Below are 17,242 nucleotides of genomic sequence, written 5' to 3' on the forward strand. Positions count from 1 at the left end.
TCGCGCCCGGTACCGCGGCGGAGGTGGTGCCAGCGCTACCTATATGCACCTTGTTGCATATAGGTTATTTCTCACCTACTGTTCGAGTTGGGAGAATTTCCGCCCCACTCGGCCTCCGAGACGCGGATGATCGAACCCGGGGCGACACACAGCAGACGGGAGCGGACTATGACCGACGCATCGAAGCAGCTGGCGGGCCGGACCATGATCATGTCGGGCGGGAGTCGCGGCATCGGGCTGGAGATCGCCAAGCGGGCGGCGGCCGACGGCGCGAACATCACCATCATCGCGAAAACCGATGCGCCACATCCGAAATTGCCCGGCACCATCCATACCGCGGCGGCCGAGCTGGAGCAGGCGGGCGGCACCGTGCTGAAGTACCTCGGCGATGTGCGCGACGACGAGGCGGTGGCGGACGCGGTCCAGCAGACCGTCGAGCGCTTCGGCGGCATCGACATGGTGGTGAACAATGCCTCGGCCATCGATCTGTCCCCCACCGAGTCCCTGCCGATGAAGAAGTACGACCTCATGCAGGACATCAACTGCCGCGGCAGTTTCCTGCTGTCCAAGCTCAGCATCCCGGCGCTGCGGGAATCCGCCGAGGCCGGTCGCAATCCGCACATCCTCACCCTGTCGCCGCCGCTGAACCTGGATCCGAAGTGGGCGGGCACGGCGCTGGGCTACACCATCGCCAAGTACGGAATGTCGCTCACCACACTGGGTTTGAGCGAGGAACTGCGCAAGTACGGGATCGGCGTGAACTCGCTGTGGCCGCGCACCACCATTGCCACCGCGGCGGTGAAGAACCTGCTCGGCGGCGAGGAGATGGTCGCCACCTCCCGCACGCCGGACATCTACGCCGACGCCGCCTACCTGGTACTCACCTCGCCGGCCAAGGACACCACCGGCAACTTCTTCATCGACGACGAGGTCCTTGCCTCGCACGGGATCACGGATCTCGACAAGTACCGGGTGGTGCCCGGCGACGGCCCGCTCACCACCGACCTGTTCCTCTGACCTCGATCGGCTGCCTCGGCTGAGCTCGCTCAGCCGAGTCCGGCTGGCGCACAAGGGAATACGTGCGATCGTGCGTGGTTGACCGGACACATGAGCATTGCCCTCGTAACAGGTGCGAACCAAGGGCTGGGGCGGGCCGTCGCGGCTCTGCTGGCCGAGCGGCTCGAAGCCTGATCCACCATCTATGTCACCGGACGCAACGCCGAGCGGGTCGCGGAGGCGGCGGCAGGGATTCCCGGTGCGGCGCCGCTGGTGCTGGATGTCGGCGATGACGAGAGTGTGGCGGCCGAGGCCTCGCGGCCGTGGTTCACCGATATGTCGCAGCCGCCCGAGGCGGCGGCGGTGGATGTGGTGCCGCTGCTGGTGGATCCGGTGAATCCGGCCTTCGCGGGGCAGCTCGTCCAGCATCGGGTGGTGATCGGCTGGGCTGCCACCGAGGATGGCGGTCCGGAGCAGCCCGGTCGGCGCTGAGACGAAACATGGCCCGGGACGCGGGGTCCCGGGCCACGTTCAGGCGAATATCCTGGCCGCTAGTCGATTCCGTAGAGGCGTTCCCAGTTCTCGCGGCTGGTGAGTTCCGGCATGGCGGCTCGCCAGCGGCGCTGCAGGTCGGGGAGGTCCTTGCGGAGCTGCCGGAGCACGCGGACGGTGCGGAGCAGCAGGCGGCGGGCGGTTTCCTTGTCGCGCACGCGGACCCGGACGCCGGACTGGGAGGCGTCGGTGACGACCACGTGGTTGAACAGGCCGACGTGCCACCAGTGCGCGTCCTCGCGGGTGACCGCGACCGGGCCGGGGATGACGCGGCCGGTCCACTGGTTGAGGGCGCGCTTGTAGAGCACCAGCAGCGGGTGGCTCGGCTCGCCGCCGGCGCGGCGAACGTGCAGGTGCGCGTTCGGGACCGGGGAGGTGGCGGCCGGATGCTTGACCGTCTCCGGGTAGTCCGAGCGCGAGCCGCGGGCCTTGGCCAGCGCCTCGATACCGCCGTCGCGCAGGATCTCCGGACCCCGCAGGTAGTCCTCGATGCCCTGCAGGGTGGTGTGCGCCAGGCCGTACTGCATGCCGACCAGGTACTCACCGATCTCCCGGAGCAGCTGGCGGGTAATGAATTTCCCGTCCAGGTCGTGGTGCAGCGAGGAGACGATGAGCGAGTTGCGCGAGGAGAAGTAGCGCGCCCAGTCGTCGAAGTCCTTCCAGTAGAAGTCGGCGTGCCACACCGCGGCGTTGGGCAGGGTGACGGTGACGAAACCGTTCTCCCGCGCGCGCAGGCCGTATTCCACGTCGTCCCACTGGAAGAAGATCGGCACCGGCAGCCCGATCTTCTTGACCACCTCGGCCGGGATCAGGCAGGTCCACCAGGCCTGGTAGCCGGCGTCCACGCGGCGTTCCTGGTGCTTCTTGAGCATGCTGGTGTTGCGCAGCGCCTTGGCCACCTTCTGGCCGTGGCGCAGCTTGCCCAGATTCGTCTCCTCCGCACCGACATTCAGGTAGTCGGGGTTGAACAGGAACAGCATCTGCGCACCCACCAGGGTGGGTTCCACGGTCAGGTTGGCGAAGGCGTTGAGTCGCAGCACCGTTTCCGGCTCGCACAGGATGTCGTCGTCCATGAGGATGACGTCGGCGTGCTCGTTGGCGCCCGACACCTCGTAGAGGCCGCGTGTGAAGCCGCCCGCGCCACCGAGATTCGGCTGCCGGATGTAGCGCAGCTTGTCGCCGAACTTCGGCCGGGTCTCGGTGAACAGCGTCTGGTCCTGCACCAGGTCGGTGCCCTGGTCGACCACGTAGACGGCGTCGATGAGCGACAGCACGGTCGGGTCGGAGGCCAGGGCCGCAACGGTATCGGCGCAGTCCGCGGCGCGGTTGAAGGTGCAGATGGCGATGGCCACCGGGCGCACCTGCTCGGGCGCGGCCGCGGTCCACTCCAGATCGGTGATCACGGCCTCACTGCCGAGGGCCTCGATCTCCAGCCACAGCGCGCCGCCGTCGATGTACATGTCCAGCGGTGCGCGCAGCACCACCCGTCCGGTCTCCTTGACCACGGCGGTGTCGACCACCCGGCGGTGCCCGGCGATATCGGAGGCGGCCAGCCGGATCCGTACCTTGCCGGTCGCCTCGAGGGTCATGCCCACCTCGACCTCGGTGACCTTGGTCCAGCGCTGCCAGTAGGCGGCGGCGAAGCGCCCGAAGTAGGTGTTGGTGTTGACCGACGCACCCTTTTCCAGGCGTAGCATCTGCCGCTCGCGGGTGACCTTGCCCTTGGCCACCGCATACAGGTCGTCGCTGATCTTCGGCGCGGGTCCGCAGAAGATGCCGCGGGCCAGCACCAGTCGCTCCGGCGCGGTGTGTTCCGCGCGCAGGGTGGTGGGAGCCTCCTCAGCGTTCTCCCGGTCCTCGGTTTCGGTCACGGCCTGCCCAGCCGACGCATCCATGAATCCCTCGACATCCTTTGAATACTTAAGACACCGGCTCATCCGACGTGGTCGCACCGCCACTGTCACTGTCTTGCTCGGCGGGGCGAGAATATCAATCGCTATTCGCCGCGGCAGCGCGAACCCGCGCTAACGGGCGTCCTCGCGTGTTCCGGTGAAGACGAATTTCCCATAGGCCCAGAATCGGAAACCCATGGCCACCGCCTGGCCGATGAGTGTCCCGGAAACGTTGTCCGCCAACGGACTGTCCAGTCCGAGAACGTAGCGTGAAAATCCGAGACACCCCAGCTGCAGGCCGATGGCCAACACATTCAGCAGCGCGTAGACGAGGATGTGCCGCGCCCCGGTATCGCCCCGATGGTCGGAGTAGGTCCACCACTTGTTGCCGAAATAGGTGACCACCGTGGCCACCCCGATGGAGATGATCTTGGCGACCAGCGGGGCGTGGAACAGCGGGCCCTCGCCGCCGACGAAGACCAGCAGGTTGTAGGTGCCCGCATCGACCACGAAGCCGATCGCGCCGACCACCAGAAATGCCCCGCCCCGCTGCAGCAGGGCCCGGACCTTGCCGGTCAGAGAAGCATTCGGGGTGGGTTCATCCACCGCCGTGGACTCGTTCGCAGGCACCGGCCGACGGTACCGCAACCCGCCGCACCCCTATGCCTGTGAAGGTCGGGTACCCTCCCGGTGTTCATATTCGCCTCCGATCAGAGGATTGACCGGGTGGACTCCACCGAGCTTCGTATTGCCGCCATTGTGCCGTGCCACAACGAAGAGGCCGCCGTCGCGAAGGTCGTCACCGACCTCAAGGCCGCCGTCCCGGGCATAGTCGTCTACGTCTACGACAACCTGAGCACGGACGCCACCGCCGACAAGGCGCGCGCGGCCGGGGCGATCGTGCGGACCGAGAACCGCAAGGGCAAGGGCAATGTGGTGCGGCGGGCCTTCGCCGACATCGAGGCCGATGTGTACCTGATGGTCGACGGCGACGACACCTACGACGCCGCCGCGGCCCCCGAGATGATCCGCACCCTGCTGGCGGGCCCGTACGACCACGTGCTGGGCGTGCGCCGCGAGGTCGAGGCCGGTTCGGCGTACCGGGCCGGGCACGAGACCGGCAACAAGATCCTCAATGGCGTGGTGGGCAAGGTCTTCGGCGAGAACGTCGAGGACATGCTCAGCGGCTACCGGGTCTTCTCGCGCCGATTCGTGAAGTCGTTCCCGGCGGTGTCGCGGGAGTTCGAGATCGAGACCGAGCTGACCGTGCACTCGCAGCACCTGAGGGTCCCGCAGACGGCGGTTCCGGTCGGATTCCGTGATCGGCCGGCGGGCAGCGAGTCCAAGCTGCGCACCTACAGCGACGGCTTCAAGATCCTGCGCCTGATCATCGGCCTGGCCCGGCACGAGCGGCCGGTCGCCTTCTACGGCCTGTTCGGCACGCTGGCCTGGATCGTCTCGGTCATCCTCATCACGCCGATCGTGATCGAGTTCTATGAGATTCACCAGGTCCCGCGGTTCCCGACGCTGTTCCTGGGCTTCACGCTGCTGCTGCTCGGCAGCCTGGCCTGGACCGCCGGCCTGATCCTGGACGGCATCCGCCGCTCCCGGCACGAGGCCGCCCGCCTGATGTACCTGCGTTATTCGGCGGTCGGCGAGACCGGCCCCGATGCCCGGCCGGGCGGTTCGCTGCGATGACGGTGCGGCTTGCCGGGCAGAATCCCGACGGCAAAGCAGAATCGGACACCGTGGTAACCGAAGTGAACGACAGCACGACCATCCCAGCCCCGGCATCGGCCCCGGCCGCTCCCGCGCCGAAGACGGCCGGGCTGCGGCGTGCGGTGATCGGCATCGAGCGGCGGTTCGGTTCGGCCGCCGTGGTTTTCGTGCTGATCGCCGGCATCTTCGGTGCGGTGTGGTCGGTGCTGACGCCTCCGTTCTGGGGCCATGACGAGATCACCCAGTTCGGCCGGGCCTACCAGGTCGCGCACGGCGGCTTCCTGCCCGAGAAGATCCACGACGATCGCGGCCCGGCGTGGGGCGGCGACGTGCCGGTCAGCATCGACGCGCTGATGAGCTACGCCTTCAACGACTATCAGGACAACCCGGATGAGCCGGAGCCCATGGTCGAGGATCCGCACGTCTACGACCAGCTGGGCGGGGCCGCGGTCTCCGATCAGACCAAGCAGGTGTGGTTCACCAATACCGCGGCCTACTCCCCGGTTCCGTATCTGCCGCCCGCCGCGGGTATCCGCATCGCCGAGACCTTCGACCTCAGTGTCGGCGGCATGGTGCTGGCCACCCGCTGGGCCGGGCTGATCGCCTACCTGGTGATCGTCGGTTTCGCGCTGCGCGTGCTGCGCGGCCACCGCGTGCAGTGGCTGGCCTTCACCGTCGCGGTGCTGCCCATCGCGCTGTTCCAGGCCGGGACCGTCACCGCGGACACCGTCACCAATGCGCTGGCGCTGCTGGTGTCGGCGCTGGTGGTGAAGGGCCTGTTCCTCGGTGAGCGACTGACCCGGCCGGAGACGGTGGCCGCGCTGGCCACCACCGTGCTGCTGCCGGTGTGCAAGCCGACCTACGTCCTGATCGCCATGCTCACCGTGCTGATCCCGGTGCGCCGCTTCGGCTTCGGCGGCACCGAGCGGATCGCCGTGTGGCAGCGGGTGCTGCCGTGGGCGGCCGCGGGCGTCGGCGCGATCTCGTTCGCGGTGTGGATGAAGATCGCCGCCCCGACCGGTGACGGCATGAGCCTGATGCGGCCCGAGAAGCAGTGGGGCACCGTGCGTCCGGGCGACCAGCTGCACGGCATCCTCACCGACCCGTTGCACTTCCTGCGGATATTCGGCGACAGCATCGCCCGCCGCGACCAGCACTGGTTCACCCAGTTCTTCGGCGAGCTCGGCTTCTCCTACGTCGAGGTACCCGCGCTCACCATCCTGGCGAGCCTGCTGGCCTTCACCATGAGCATCGGTGCGGCCGAGCGCTTCCCGGCGCGCGGCGCGGACCGCACGCGCACCTGGCTGGTGCTGCTGACCATCGCGGCCAGCGTGGCCATGATCTACGTGACGCTGTACATGTCCTTCACGCCGGTCGGCTACTTCATCATCGACGGAGTGCAGGGCCGCTACTTCGTGCCACTCGCGGTACTGGGCCTGGCGGTGGTGCTGCGCTGGATGCCGCTGCGGCTCACCGGCGCCGCGGGCCGGGTCCCGGTGCGCGGCGCGGCGATCACGGTGGTGGCGGCCACCTCGGTGGCGCTCATCGCTGCGGTGATCAAGTATTCGACTATCGTCTGGGGATGACCCGCTGGGGAGTCCGATGGCGTCGATGGTCACGGGCGCGGCGAATTGCCATGGTGTTGCTAATCATTGTCGCCATCCTGCTGACTCCCGTTGCGGCGGCCGCAGTGTTCCTGCGCCTGCAGGACGCCGGCACCCTGCGGGGCGATGCCCGCACCCGCGGCCACGACGCCGTCTGGCTGGGGCACGCCTGGGTCGACGGCCGTAAATCCGACGCCGATATCGCCCAGCTGGGAATGCTGCTGGCCGGGACCGGAATCAAGGATCTCTACGTGCACACCGGGCCGCTCGACAATGACGGCACGCTGTCTCCCCAGCTCTATCCACAGGCCCGCTGGTTCCTCGAGGCCGTGCATCGGACGCTGCCCGGAATTCGTGTACAAGCGTGGCTCGGAGATGTGCTCACTCCCGAATTCGACGGTCTGAATACCGATGATCCGGGGACTCGCGATCATGTCGTCACGACATCGTCGCAGGTACTCGATCTCGGATTCGACGGTATTCACTTCGATTTCGAACCGGTGCGCTCGGGATCGGGCGGCTACATCACCATCCTGGATCGGGTCCACGCCGTCACTTCGGCCCGGCACGCGCTGCTGTCGGTCTCCGCTCCGGTTATCGATCCGCTACCCGGATTGCATTCGCTCGGCGTGGCCTTGTTCGATCACGGGAAATGGTGGTCGCAAGCCTATTTCGCGGAGGTGGCCCGGCGCGTGGATCAAATCGCCGTGATGTCCTATGACACCGCCATGCCGACCCGCGCACTGTACGGCGGATATGTCGCGCAGCAGACCGGTCTGGCCCTGCAGGTCACGCCGCCCGGCACGGATCTGCTCATGGGACTGCCCGCTTTCCGGGCCGAGAACGCGGCCCATCACGGTGCGGCCGAAACCGTCGCCGCCGCGCTGCGCGGCGTGCGCCTGGGGCTGGGCCGCACCGCGCGCGACCGCCGGACGTTCGGGGTCGCGCTCTACGTGGATTTCGCGGCCACTCAACAGGATTGGGCCGACTATCGGCAGGACTGGGCCCAGTCCGACGTCCTCAGCGGCTAGATGACCTTTTCACCCGCGGCGACGTAGGCGGATTCGGTCCCGGCCTTCTGTGGGCGCCACCAGGATTCGTTGTCGCGGTACCAGTCGATGGTGGCCGCCAGGCCCTGGCGGAAATCGTGGTACCGCGGCTCCCAGCCGAGTTCGGTGCGCAGCAGGGAGGCGTCGATGGCATAGCGCAGATCGTGGCCGGGACGGTCGGTGACGTGATCGAAATCGTCTGGGGCACGGCCGAATGCCTCCAGAATCAGCTCCACCACGGACTTGTTGTCCCGCTCGCCGTCCGCGCCGATCAGATAGGTCTGGCCGATACGCCCGCGCTCCAGGATTTCCCAGACCGCGCTGTTGTGATCGTCCACGTGGATCCAGTCGCGCACCTGGTGACCCGCGCCGTAGAGGCGGGGGCGGATACCGTCGATGAGATTGGTGATCTGCCGCGGGATGAACTTCTCCACATGCTGGTAGGGCCCATAGTTGTTGGAGCAGTTGGAGATTGTGGCCCGCACCCCGAACGACCGCACCCAGGCGCGGACCAGCATGTCGCTGGAGGCCTTGCTGGCCGAGTACGGACTCGACGGGTTGTAGGGGGTGTTCTCGCCGAATGCCGAGGGGTCGTCGAGTTCCAGATCGCCGTACACCTCGTCGGTGGAGATGTGGTGATAGCGCACCTGATGGCGGCGCACCGCCTGGAGCAGCGAATAGGTGCCGACGATATTGGTCTGGACAAACGGCCACGGGTCGGCCAGCGAATTGTCGTTGTGCGATTCGGCGGCGAAATGCACCACCGCGTCCACGCCGCCCACCAGGCGATCCACCAGCGCGGTGTCGGCGATGTCGCCGTGCACGAACTCGATTCGGTCCGCGACCGGGTCGAGTGAGGCGCGGTTGCCCGCATAGGTGAGTTTGTCCAGCACGGTGACTTGCACACCGGGACGCGCAGTCACGGTCTGGTGAACGAAGTTCGCGCCGATGAACCCGGCGCCGCCGGTTACGAGCAGTCGCACAGGGAAACACTACGTCGGCCGGGGCGAAGGCCCGCGATGGGTACGGGAAGTTGCGTCCTTTACACCAGCCGGGCGGTCGTTGTGCGCGGAATCGGACATCCGGTTGAAACAAACGCACGTAATTGAAACGCGGCCACTCGGTCGAAATGTCGGAATTCCACGGTCCTGCCGCGATATTCATGCGACCAGCATCACGACTTTCCACACGACGCGTGTGAGCTTCATCACACGGACTGCTCCGGGTAACGATCAGGCGGATCGTATATCTGCGCTAAAACCTTTCCCTTGCAGCGTGTTTCCACTACCTTGCAGACCGCGCGATCGTCTTGGTGAACAAAATTTGAACGGACGGACACGATGGGTTCACCGCTCGTTAGCTGTTCTCCATTTCGATTCGACGTGTCCCCCCGAGCTCTCCGATGAGGTTTCTACAAATGCTGATGAGGAAATTCGCCGCCACCGCGGCGCTGGCCGTAGCGGCCGTGGCCATCACCGCCGGCACCGTGAACGCCGCGCCCGCCGAGCAGGCCGACAACGGCGTGATCAACTACTCGGCCACCAACACCCCCGACAACGGTGCGATCATCCACACCGACGCCGGCTCCATGGTCATCGAGAACAACACCTTCGAGATCAAGGCCGCCAACGGCACCGTCGTGGCCGGCATGCCGCTGAGCTTCCGGGTCGACGACTTCGAGTTCCCGGTCGCCGCGCAGATCAGCGACGACCACACCGCCAGCATCACCCCGCAGTACGACGTGAACCACGCCGTCTACAAGCCGGTCGCCCTGCCCTTCGAGGACCAGGCTCCGTGGAAGTCGGACTACGACCGTGAGCAGGCCGCCTGGAACCGCCTGAAGGACACCATCGCCACCGGTGCCACCATCGGCACCCTGGTCGGCGGTCTCGGCGGCGCGGCCATCGGCTGTGTCGCCGGCATCGGCGTGGGTCTGGTGGCCACCGGCGCGCTGTTGACGCTGTTCGGCGCGGGTCCGCTCGCGGGCTGCGTGGTGGGTGCGGCCACCGTCGGCTTCCTGGGCACCCTGGCGGGTCAGCTGTTCGTGACCGCGCCGGTCGCCATCGGCGCCGCGATCCAGTACTTCTCCACCATCAACGAGCCGCACATCCAGTCCAAGTAAGCGGTCCGCTGCATCACGAAACCCCCGCCCGGAGCATCCGGGCGGGGGTTTCGCCGTATCCGGGAACAGCGGCGGCGGAACAGATGTGGGGCCCGAGATCGGCGCCCCGAGCCCCACATCATCAATCAGGCTGCACCCCACCCGAATCGATCGGGCCGCACCCACCCGATCACGCCGTGCGGGCGACCTGCCCGGCCTCGACGCGGTCGCGGACGAAGCGGGCCACGTGGGCAAGGGCGGCCCGGCTCTCCGGCATGGCGGGGAAGATGGCCATGAAGGCGTGCACCTGGCCGCGCCAGATCTCGAGCGTGGCGGGCACGCCGGACTGGGCCAGGCGCTGGGCCATGATCTCGCTGTCGCGACGCAGCACCTCGTCCTCGGCGACGATGAGCAGCGCGGGCGGCAGGCCGGCCAGCACATTGTTGACCGGCGACAGCCGCGGATCCAGGCGGCCGTTCACCTCGGCGCCCAGCTTGATCACGGACTCCAGCGTGGACAGCGGGATCAGCGCGTCGCGGCGGTAGTTGGGGTGGGCGCGCTTCTCGGTGCAGTCCAGGTCCAGTGCGGGGCACAGCCCGACCAGTCCGGCGGGGACCGGCAGTCCGGCGTCGCGGGCGCGCAGGGCGGTGGCGAAGGTCATGTAGCCGCCGGCGGAGTCACCGGCGAACACCACCTTCGAGGCCGGGACGCCGTGCGCCAGCAACCATTTGTAGGCGGTCAGGCAGTCGGTGACGGATCCGGCGATATCGGTCTCGGGCAGCTGCCGGTACTCCACGCTCACCACCGGCAGCCCGGTGCGCCGGGCGATGGCCGCGACCACGGGGCGGTGGGTGTCGAGCCCGCACAGGAAGAAGCCACCGCCGTGCATGTACAGGACCGCGCCGTCGCGCAACGCCTTGCGGGCCCCGGCGGGCCGCACGATCTCCATGCGGAAGCCATTGAGCCGTACCTGTTCCCGCTCCACTCCCCGCGGAGCCGGGCGCAGCTTGGCCAGGCTGTTGATCACGGTGCTGGCCACCGGCATGGATGCGACGGTGACGGGCACCAGCTCGCCGGCCGGACGGATCATGGTGCGAGCCACCACTGTCAGCGCACGGGCGGCGGCACTGGTCCGGTTCGGGTTCTGGACGCGGACGTCCTCGTGGGCCGTTTCGCTGACAGGCCGTTCGTGAGCCATCGCGCACCTACCTCGTTGTTGGCGCGCCGAGCCGTTCGTCCGGAGCGACCGATACGTTGGCTCGGCACCCGGCGCGCGAGAGTCGGCGCTGACATCTCACATAGCGTCATTTCAGAACACCATGAGAACGTGACCTACGCAACAGATATCGCCGTATCCGCGCGTACGTAAACGGCCGTGATCGATTCGAAGTCCAGTCGGAACCTGACCGCCGCGCTCCGCCATCGAGCTGGCAGACTGTCGTGACATGCGCGGAATCATCCTGGCCGGGGGCACCGGATCGCGGTTGCACCCGATCACGCGCGGGGTGAGCAAACAGCTGGTCCCGGTGTACGACAAACCGATGGTGTACTACCCCCTGTCCACCCTCATGCTGGCGGGGATCCGGGACATCCTGGTGATCACCACTCCCGAGGACGCCGACGCCTTCGCCCGGCTGCTCGGCGACGGCAGCCGGTTCGGCGTGTCCATCTCCTATGTGGTGCAGCCGAAACCGGACGGGCTGGCCCGCGCCTTCGTGCTGGGCGCCGACCACATCGGCACCGAGAAAGCCGCGCTGGTGCTGGGCGACAACATCTTCCACGGCCCGGGCCTGGGCACCCAGCTGCAGACCTTCCACGACCTGGACGGCGGCGCGGTCTTCGCCTACCGGGTCTCCGACCCCACCGCCTACGGCGTGGTCGAATTCGCCGAGGGCCGGGCCATTTCCATCGAGGAGAAGCCCAAGGCGCCGCGCTCCAACTACGCGATTCCGGGGCTCTACTTCTACGACAACGATGTGCTCGCCATCGCGCGCGATCTGAAGCCGTCGGACCGCGGCGAATACGAGATCACCGATATCAACCGCACCTATCTGGAGCAGGGCCGGCTGCACGTGCAGGTGCTGGCCCGCGGCACCGCCTGGCTCGACACCGGTACCTTCGACTCCCTGCTGGACGCCGCCAATTACGTGCGCACCATCGAGGAGCGGCAGGGCCTCAAGATCGGCGTGCCGGAGGAGGTGGCCTGGCGGCTCGGCTTCATCGGCGACGATGAACTCACCCGGCTGGCCGAACCCCTGGTGCGCTCGGGCTATGGAAAGTACCTGCTGGGCCTGCTGGACCACGGGCGAAGCTGGGAGTAGGCATGCGGATTCGGGAACTGTCGGTGCCGGGCGCGTGGGAGTTCACGCCCCGGCTGCACGGAGATGAGCGCGGCGTCTTCTACGAGTCGTTCAAGGCCTCGGAATTCGAGAAGGCGGTGGGACGGCCCTTCGACCTGCTGCAGGTCAATATCTCCACCTCCGCGGCGGGTGTGCTGCGCGGCATCCACTACACCGAGAATCCGCCCGGGCAGGCCAAATACGTGACCTGTGTGCGCGGGGCGTTCCTGGACGTGGTGGTGGACCTGCGCCGCGACTCCCCCACCTTCGGCCGCTGGGACGCGGTCGTCATCGACGATGTGGAGCGCAAGTCGGTGTTCCTGGCCGAGGGCCTGGGGCACGCGCTGCTGTCGCTGGAGGACGACTCCACCGTCAACTACCTGTGCTCGCTGGAGTACTCCCCCGAATTCGACCGGGACCTGGACGCTTTCGACCCGGACCTGGCCATCGAGTGGCCGGCCGTCGGCCGCAACGGCGAACCGCTCACCTTCGCCCGCTCGGACAAGGACGCCGCGGCCCCGCGACTCGCGGATCTGAAGCTGCTGTCCCGCCTCCCCGGAACTTCAGCGGACGGCTGAGAGCCGTCACCCGTCCCGCACCCGTGCCGGCGGTCGGGTGCCGACCCGGCTCCGGACGTCCCCGACGAGTTACCCGGATCCTTACGAAATCAGTTGTTACGTCACCGGGGCGCACCGCGTAATGCGGTGCGCCCCGGTAATTTTCGAAGGCGACGCCCGTGTGAGCTGCGAGCGGCACCCTCTCGTATCAACCAACCAGTTCGACCTCCAGGTCACGGTCCTCCTGGCGGCGGGCCCGCAGCCTCGGGAGGAAGACCGTGAGGGCGACCAGGGCGCCGACGATGGAGACGCCGGCGGCGAATTCCAGGCCGGGACGGTAGGTGTCGAGCATGGCCGCGGGGGTCGGGTTGCTCGGCACGCTCGAGGTGACGATGGCGGTGGTCACTGCGAGCACGATGGCCGCGCCGACCTGCATGGCGGTCTGCAGCACACCGGCCGCCAGGCCCTGCTCGTCATCGTCGATGCCGCTGGTGGCCTGGATATTGATGGCCGGGAACCCGACCCAGCCGATGCCGACCAGCAGCACCGCGGGCAGCAGCACGGTCAGGTAGGACGGTGCGGTGTCGATGCGCAGGTACAGCAGGTAGCCGACGGCCATGATCACCATGGTGATCGCGATGATCGGGCCGGTGCCGAAGCGGTCGACCAGCTTGTCGGAGACGAAGGCCGAGGCGACCACCAGCAGGCCGACCGGCAGCAGCGCCATCGAGAGCTTCAGCGGCGACCAGCCCAGGGCGTCCTGCAGGTACAGCGTGGTGATGAACTGCCAGCTGAAGTACGAACCGGCGACCGCGATGATGGCCAGGCTGGCCCGGACCAGGGTGGGCTTGCGCAGGATGCCGAGGCGCACCAGCGGGTAACGCACCTTGCTCTCGGCGTAGACGAACGCCGCACCCAGCACGGCCACCGCGACGAACGATCCGATGGTGCGGGCCGAGCCCCAGCCCGCCTGCGGCGCGGAGACCACGGTGTAGACGAGCAGCAGCATGGTGGCGGTGGACAGCAGCGCGCCGATCAGGTCGTGTCCGCCCTCCTCGGCGGGCTTGTCCTTGGGGACGAGGAAATAAGCGGAGGCCAGCGCGGCGAGGGCCACCGGAACCGGGAGCAGGAAGGTCCAGCGCCAGCCGAGGCCGGTCATCAGGCCGCCGAACAGCAGGCCCATGGAGTAGCCACCGGCGCCGAAGACGGTGTAGATGGACAGCGCCTTGTTACGGGCCGGTCCCTCTTGGAAATTCGTGGTGATGATGGACAGACCGGTCGGCGCGGTGAACGCGGCGGCCAGGCCCTTCACGAAGCGGGTCAGGATGAGCAGCGCCGGCGAGCTCACCAGAGCGCCCGCGAGCGAGGCCAGGGCGAAGACGGCCAGGGCGATCAGGAAGACTTTGCGGCGGCCCAGCAGGTCGGCGGTGCGGCCGCCCAGCAGCAGCAGGCCGCCGTAGCCCAGCACGTAACCGCTGACCAGCCACTGCAGGGTGGAGGTCTGAATGTCGAGTTCGGTGCCGATCGACGGCAGCGCGACGCCGATCATCGAAACGTCGAGGCCGTCCAGGAACAGCACGATGCACAGGGTGATGAGCATGCCCCAGAGCCGGGCGGTCCACTGCGTGGTGTCGGCCGCGGTGCTCACTGCGGGGCGGGTCTCGGTGGAAGTCACGAGAAGCGACAGTACATGCGTGTGCATCAAATGCACAAGCATTTAATGCGATTGCATGCTTTCGATGGACAGACTAGGATGACCGCATGCCGAAGCCGACAGCGCCCGTCGACCGGCCCGTCATCACGCCGGTGGAGGCGTCAGGGCTGGTGGGTGAGTGGCGCGATCTGCTGGCCCGGCACGCGACGACCTCGTGCGCTCTGGAAAAGGAACTGCAAGGCCGCCACCACATCGGGCTCAGCGAATTCGAAACCCTGGACCGCCTCGTCGAATCCGGCAGCGACAGCTGCAAGATGAGCGATCTGGCCAATGACATCTATCTCAGTCAGAGCGCGCTCTCCCGCACGGTGGCGAGACTCGAGCGCGACGGACTGGTCGACCGCACGCTGTGTACCGAGGATCGCCGCGCGATCTTCGTCTGCGTCACGGAAAAAGGGCGCGAACTGCATCGACAGGCCGCGCCCACGCACCGCGAGGTGCTGGCCCAGAATCTGGGCTAGACCGCCGCGCGCAACGTCTCGATGACCGGAAGCGCGTCCACCGCAATGGAACTCACCGCCGCGAAGGCTTCGCGGTAGCGCTCGACCTCGTGCTCCTTGTCCAGATACGAGGAGCCGGTGAGGGCTTCCACGTACACCACCGGCGGCTCGGTGGGTTCGCCCGCAGCGGTGGGGAACTCGAGCAGCACGAAGCGGCCCGCGTCCATGCCGTGGTGATAGCCGCACTCGGCGGGCAGCAGCCGCAGCCGGACATTGGGCAGTTCGGCGAGTGTGCGCAGCCGGTCCAACTGGCCGCGGGTCACGTCGTCGCCGCCGATGCGATGCCAGAGCACCGCCTCGGCGATCACCACATCCAGTTGCAGCGGCGATTCCGCGCGGGTGAGCAGCGACTGGCGCGCGGTGCGCACCCGGACCCGGCGGTCCAGCTGTTCGGCGGAGATGCCCGGGTAGGCTCCGGCCAGCACCGCCCGGTAGTACTGCTCGGTCTGCAAAAGCCCTGGTACCAGCTCGTTCTCATAGCTGGTGAGCCGGCTCGCCGCCTCCTCGAGCCCGATGTAGACCTCGTAGCCCTCGTCGATCACGTCACTGAACTCGGTCCACCAGCCGCGGGCCTTGGTCTCCCGGGCCAGCGTGGTGAGCGGTTCGATGGCGTCCTCCGGAGCGCCGTAGATGCGGCACATGGCCTCGACATCCAGACTGCGCAACGACGTCTGTCCGGTTTCGATTCGCCAGATCTTGGCCTCGGACCATTCCAAGCGCTGCGCGGCCACCCGGGTCGTCATGCGCGCGCGATTGCGCAGGTCGCGCAGGTGCCGGCCGAGCTGGCGGCGCGGCACGGTCGATCCGGTAATCCCCTGCGGTAGAGCCATTCGTCCCCCTAAACCAGTGTTGCGATCGCATTGTTGCACAGGAAAACTCAGCGATCCATGGACGCGGGACGCGGCCTGGGGCGCAGATTTCGCACCGCCCCGTGGCCAGGATAGCGGCCGCCGACCGGCCTACTTCCGGGACGAGCGCCGGCGGAAGCGCCAGAACTGAACTGCCTGAACATCTTTGGACAGCTGATTGACCGGTTCGGCCACATCCGAGAGGGCTTGGAACAGATCGTCGGCCATATCGGAGATGTGCGCGACCCGGGCCGCCAGCCGGGAGGCATTGAGTACGAACTCCAGCAGCAGGCGCACCACCGCGGCGATCACCAGGCCCAGCGGGACCGCGAACACCACCGCGAACACGATGCCCAGCCAGGCCGAGATTCGCCACAGCCCTATGGTTCCCACGATCGGGATGGCGACGGCGCTCGCCAGGCCGAGCAGATACGCCAGGGGCAGCAGCGTGCGGGTGGCGGCGCGCTGGAACTGCAGGTCCAGCAGGGCGCGGGCGGCGTCCACGCTCCAGGAGCCGAAAGCGCCTGGGCTGGCGAAGGGTTCGACCGGCTCCTCGGCCTCCTCGTCCGCGGCCAGCCGCCGGGACATGCGCCGGGTGGCGGACTCCTTGAAGGCGGCCCAGCGCCCCTCGGTGATGATCTCGTCGAACTCGTCGTATTCCTCGAGTTCGGCCGTGTTCCCGCCCGATTGATCGGTCATGCCGACGATCTCCTCTCCCGCAGACCTTTTCGGCCGACTCAGTGTCTCCGGTAACGCCGGGGTGCCGCAGGACGAGCCAGTGTGGTGTAGAACACGTCACGCTCACGGGCGGGTGCTGGGCGCCGGATCCGACGACAGCCACCTCGAGGGTGTTGCCGCAGGCAGGGCCGCTACCTCGAGGTCGTGTCGCAGCTGGGCCATGGTCACCATCGGGTCGGAGCAAACCGGACGAATGCCCCTGCGGGACACAACCGGACCCGAGTTGAAAAAGAAGGTGTAACACCACGAACCCCCCGCTCCGATACGAGGCACAGAGCAGGAATCAGAACTACCGGGGAATGGAGAAACCAGTGCGTACGACGTTTTCGTCAGCCGTTGCGGAATCCACGCAGGACTACATCCAGCGCGGCTGGACGGTCGCCGAAACCGCCAATGGCGTGTGCCTGGTCACCGACGAGAACATCGCGGGCATCGAGGTCACCGGCGACACCGCCGCCTTCGTGCGCCGCTACCTGCGGGCCAATGACCTGACCGGCCCGGTCATCGAGATCCCGGGCGCCGAGCGCCGCGAGATCCACCTCGTCACCGGCCTGCGCAAGGCCGAACGCGCCATCGAGGCCCTGCGCGAGTCCGGCGTGGTCGTCTACGCCGACGGCGCGGGCATCCCGTTGC

General features: G+C 67.6%; 17 protein-coding genes. 10 read left to right on the forward strand and 7 right to left on the reverse strand.

All coding sequences use genetic code 11. The features are described 5' to 3' along the window. The first annotated feature begins 168 nt into the window (after positions 1-168). Together ACFXN1_RS37650 and ACFXN1_RS37655 are read left to right on the forward strand one after the other, a co-directional pair. Positions 169-1,017, forward strand: a complete 849-nt coding sequence (locus ACFXN1_RS37650; protein ID WP_379438677.1) for an SDR family oxidoreductase — start codon at positions 169-171, stop codon at positions 1,015-1,017. A 252-nt stretch (positions 1,018-1,269) separates the two neighbouring features. Next, the gene (locus ACFXN1_RS37655) at positions 1,270-1,488 is read left to right on the forward strand and encodes a hypothetical protein (protein ID WP_379438676.1); all 219 of its coding nucleotides are present in this window, start codon (positions 1,270-1,272) and stop codon (positions 1,486-1,488) included. A gap of 59 nt (positions 1,489-1,547) precedes the next feature. On the opposite strand, the gene ACFXN1_RS37660 is transcribed toward ACFXN1_RS37655, so the two are convergent. Both ACFXN1_RS37660 and ACFXN1_RS37665 read right to left on the reverse strand, forming a co-directional pair. Then, positions 1,548-3,443, reverse strand: a complete 1,896-nt coding sequence (locus ACFXN1_RS37660; RefSeq protein WP_379438674.1) for a glycosyltransferase — start codon at positions 3,441-3,443, stop codon at positions 1,548-1,550. 129 nt (positions 3,444-3,572) lie between these two features. Next, positions 3,573-4,070: a GtrA family protein gene (locus ACFXN1_RS37665; protein ID WP_379393150.1), complete on the reverse strand. Its 498-nt coding sequence runs from the start codon at positions 4,068-4,070 to the stop codon at positions 3,573-3,575. 96 nt (positions 4,071-4,166) lie between these two features. On the opposite strand from ACFXN1_RS37665, the gene ACFXN1_RS37670 reads away from it, so the two are divergent. From ACFXN1_RS37670 to ACFXN1_RS37680, 3 genes are all read left to right on the forward strand, one after another. Next, complete coding sequence (locus ACFXN1_RS37670; protein ID WP_379393148.1) at positions 4,167-5,138, forward strand: glycosyltransferase; 972 nt, start codon at positions 4,167-4,169, stop codon at positions 5,136-5,138. A gap of 62 nt (positions 5,139-5,200) precedes the next feature. After that, positions 5,201-6,745: a DUF2142 domain-containing protein gene (locus ACFXN1_RS37675; RefSeq protein WP_379438673.1), complete on the forward strand. Its 1,545-nt coding sequence runs from the start codon at positions 5,201-5,203 to the stop codon at positions 6,743-6,745. A gap of 50 nt (positions 6,746-6,795) precedes the next feature. Next, complete coding sequence (locus tag ACFXN1_RS37680) at positions 6,796-7,794, forward strand: hypothetical protein (RefSeq protein ID WP_379438671.1); 999 nt, start codon at positions 6,796-6,798, stop codon at positions 7,792-7,794. On the opposite strand, the gene rfbB is transcribed toward ACFXN1_RS37680, so the two are convergent. Continuing rightward, entirely contained in the window at positions 7,791-8,795 is a 1,005-nt protein-coding gene (gene rfbB, locus ACFXN1_RS37685; RefSeq protein WP_379438670.1) for a dTDP-glucose 4,6-dehydratase, read from the reverse strand. The two genes, ACFXN1_RS37680 and rfbB, sit on opposite strands and share 4 nt — an antisense overlap. A gap of 434 nt (positions 8,796-9,229) precedes the next feature. Here rfbB and ACFXN1_RS37690 point away from each other — a divergent pair, with 434 nt between their 5' ends. Next, positions 9,230-9,934 (forward strand): hypothetical protein, encoded by a 705-nt coding sequence (locus tag ACFXN1_RS37690; protein WP_379438668.1) that lies wholly within the window; start codon positions 9,230-9,232, stop codon positions 9,932-9,934. Between the two features lie 169 nt (positions 9,935-10,103). Here ACFXN1_RS37690 and ACFXN1_RS37695 read toward each other — a convergent pair whose 3' ends face one another. After that, entirely contained in the window at positions 10,104-11,111 is a 1,008-nt protein-coding gene (locus tag ACFXN1_RS37695) for an alpha/beta hydrolase (protein ID WP_379438667.1), read from the reverse strand. A gap of 247 nt (positions 11,112-11,358) precedes the next feature. Here ACFXN1_RS37695 and rfbA point away from each other — a divergent pair, with 247 nt between their 5' ends. Together rfbA and ACFXN1_RS37705 are read left to right on the forward strand one after the other, a co-directional pair. After that, positions 11,359-12,234 (forward strand): glucose-1-phosphate thymidylyltransferase RfbA, encoded by an 876-nt coding sequence (gene rfbA, locus ACFXN1_RS37700; protein ID WP_379438665.1) that lies wholly within the window; start codon positions 11,359-11,361, stop codon positions 12,232-12,234. A 2-nt stretch (positions 12,235-12,236) separates the two neighbouring features. After that, complete coding sequence (locus ACFXN1_RS37705) at positions 12,237-12,830, forward strand: dTDP-4-dehydrorhamnose 3,5-epimerase family protein (RefSeq protein ID WP_379438664.1); 594 nt, start codon at positions 12,237-12,239, stop codon at positions 12,828-12,830. A 187-nt stretch (positions 12,831-13,017) separates the two neighbouring features. On the opposite strand, the gene ACFXN1_RS37710 is transcribed toward ACFXN1_RS37705, so the two are convergent. Next, positions 13,018-14,484 carry an MFS transporter gene (locus ACFXN1_RS37710; protein WP_379438662.1) on the reverse strand — a complete coding sequence of 489 codons (1,467 nt, stop codon included), beginning with the start codon at positions 14,482-14,484 and terminating at the stop codon, positions 13,018-13,020. Between the two features lie 86 nt (positions 14,485-14,570). Between ACFXN1_RS37710 and ACFXN1_RS37715 the strand changes: the two genes are divergently transcribed. Then, a complete protein-coding gene (locus ACFXN1_RS37715; protein ID WP_379393130.1) occupies positions 14,571-14,984 on the forward strand; it encodes a MarR family transcriptional regulator in 414 nt (137 codons plus the stop codon). Here ACFXN1_RS37715 and ACFXN1_RS37720 read toward each other — a convergent pair. Further along, complete coding sequence (locus tag ACFXN1_RS37720) at positions 14,981-15,853, reverse strand: helix-turn-helix domain-containing protein (protein WP_379438660.1); 873 nt, start codon at positions 15,851-15,853, stop codon at positions 14,981-14,983. The two genes, ACFXN1_RS37715 and ACFXN1_RS37720, sit on opposite strands and share 4 nt — an antisense overlap. 129 nt (positions 15,854-15,982) lie before the next feature. Further along, the gene (locus ACFXN1_RS37725; RefSeq protein WP_354838582.1) at positions 15,983-16,570 is read right to left on the reverse strand and encodes a DUF4282 domain-containing protein; all 588 of its coding nucleotides are present in this window, start codon (positions 16,568-16,570) and stop codon (positions 15,983-15,985) included. A 350-nt stretch (positions 16,571-16,920) separates the two neighbouring features. Here ACFXN1_RS37725 and ACFXN1_RS37730 point away from each other — a divergent pair. Continuing rightward, positions 16,921-17,242: hypothetical protein (locus ACFXN1_RS37730; RefSeq protein ID WP_379463816.1), on the forward strand; the 322-nt coding region annotated here is incomplete at its 3' end.

This window comes from Nocardia sp. NPDC059154 (genome assembly GCF_042755705.1).
Taxonomy (GTDB): Bacteria; Actinomycetota; Actinomycetes; order Mycobacteriales; family Mycobacteriaceae; genus Nocardia.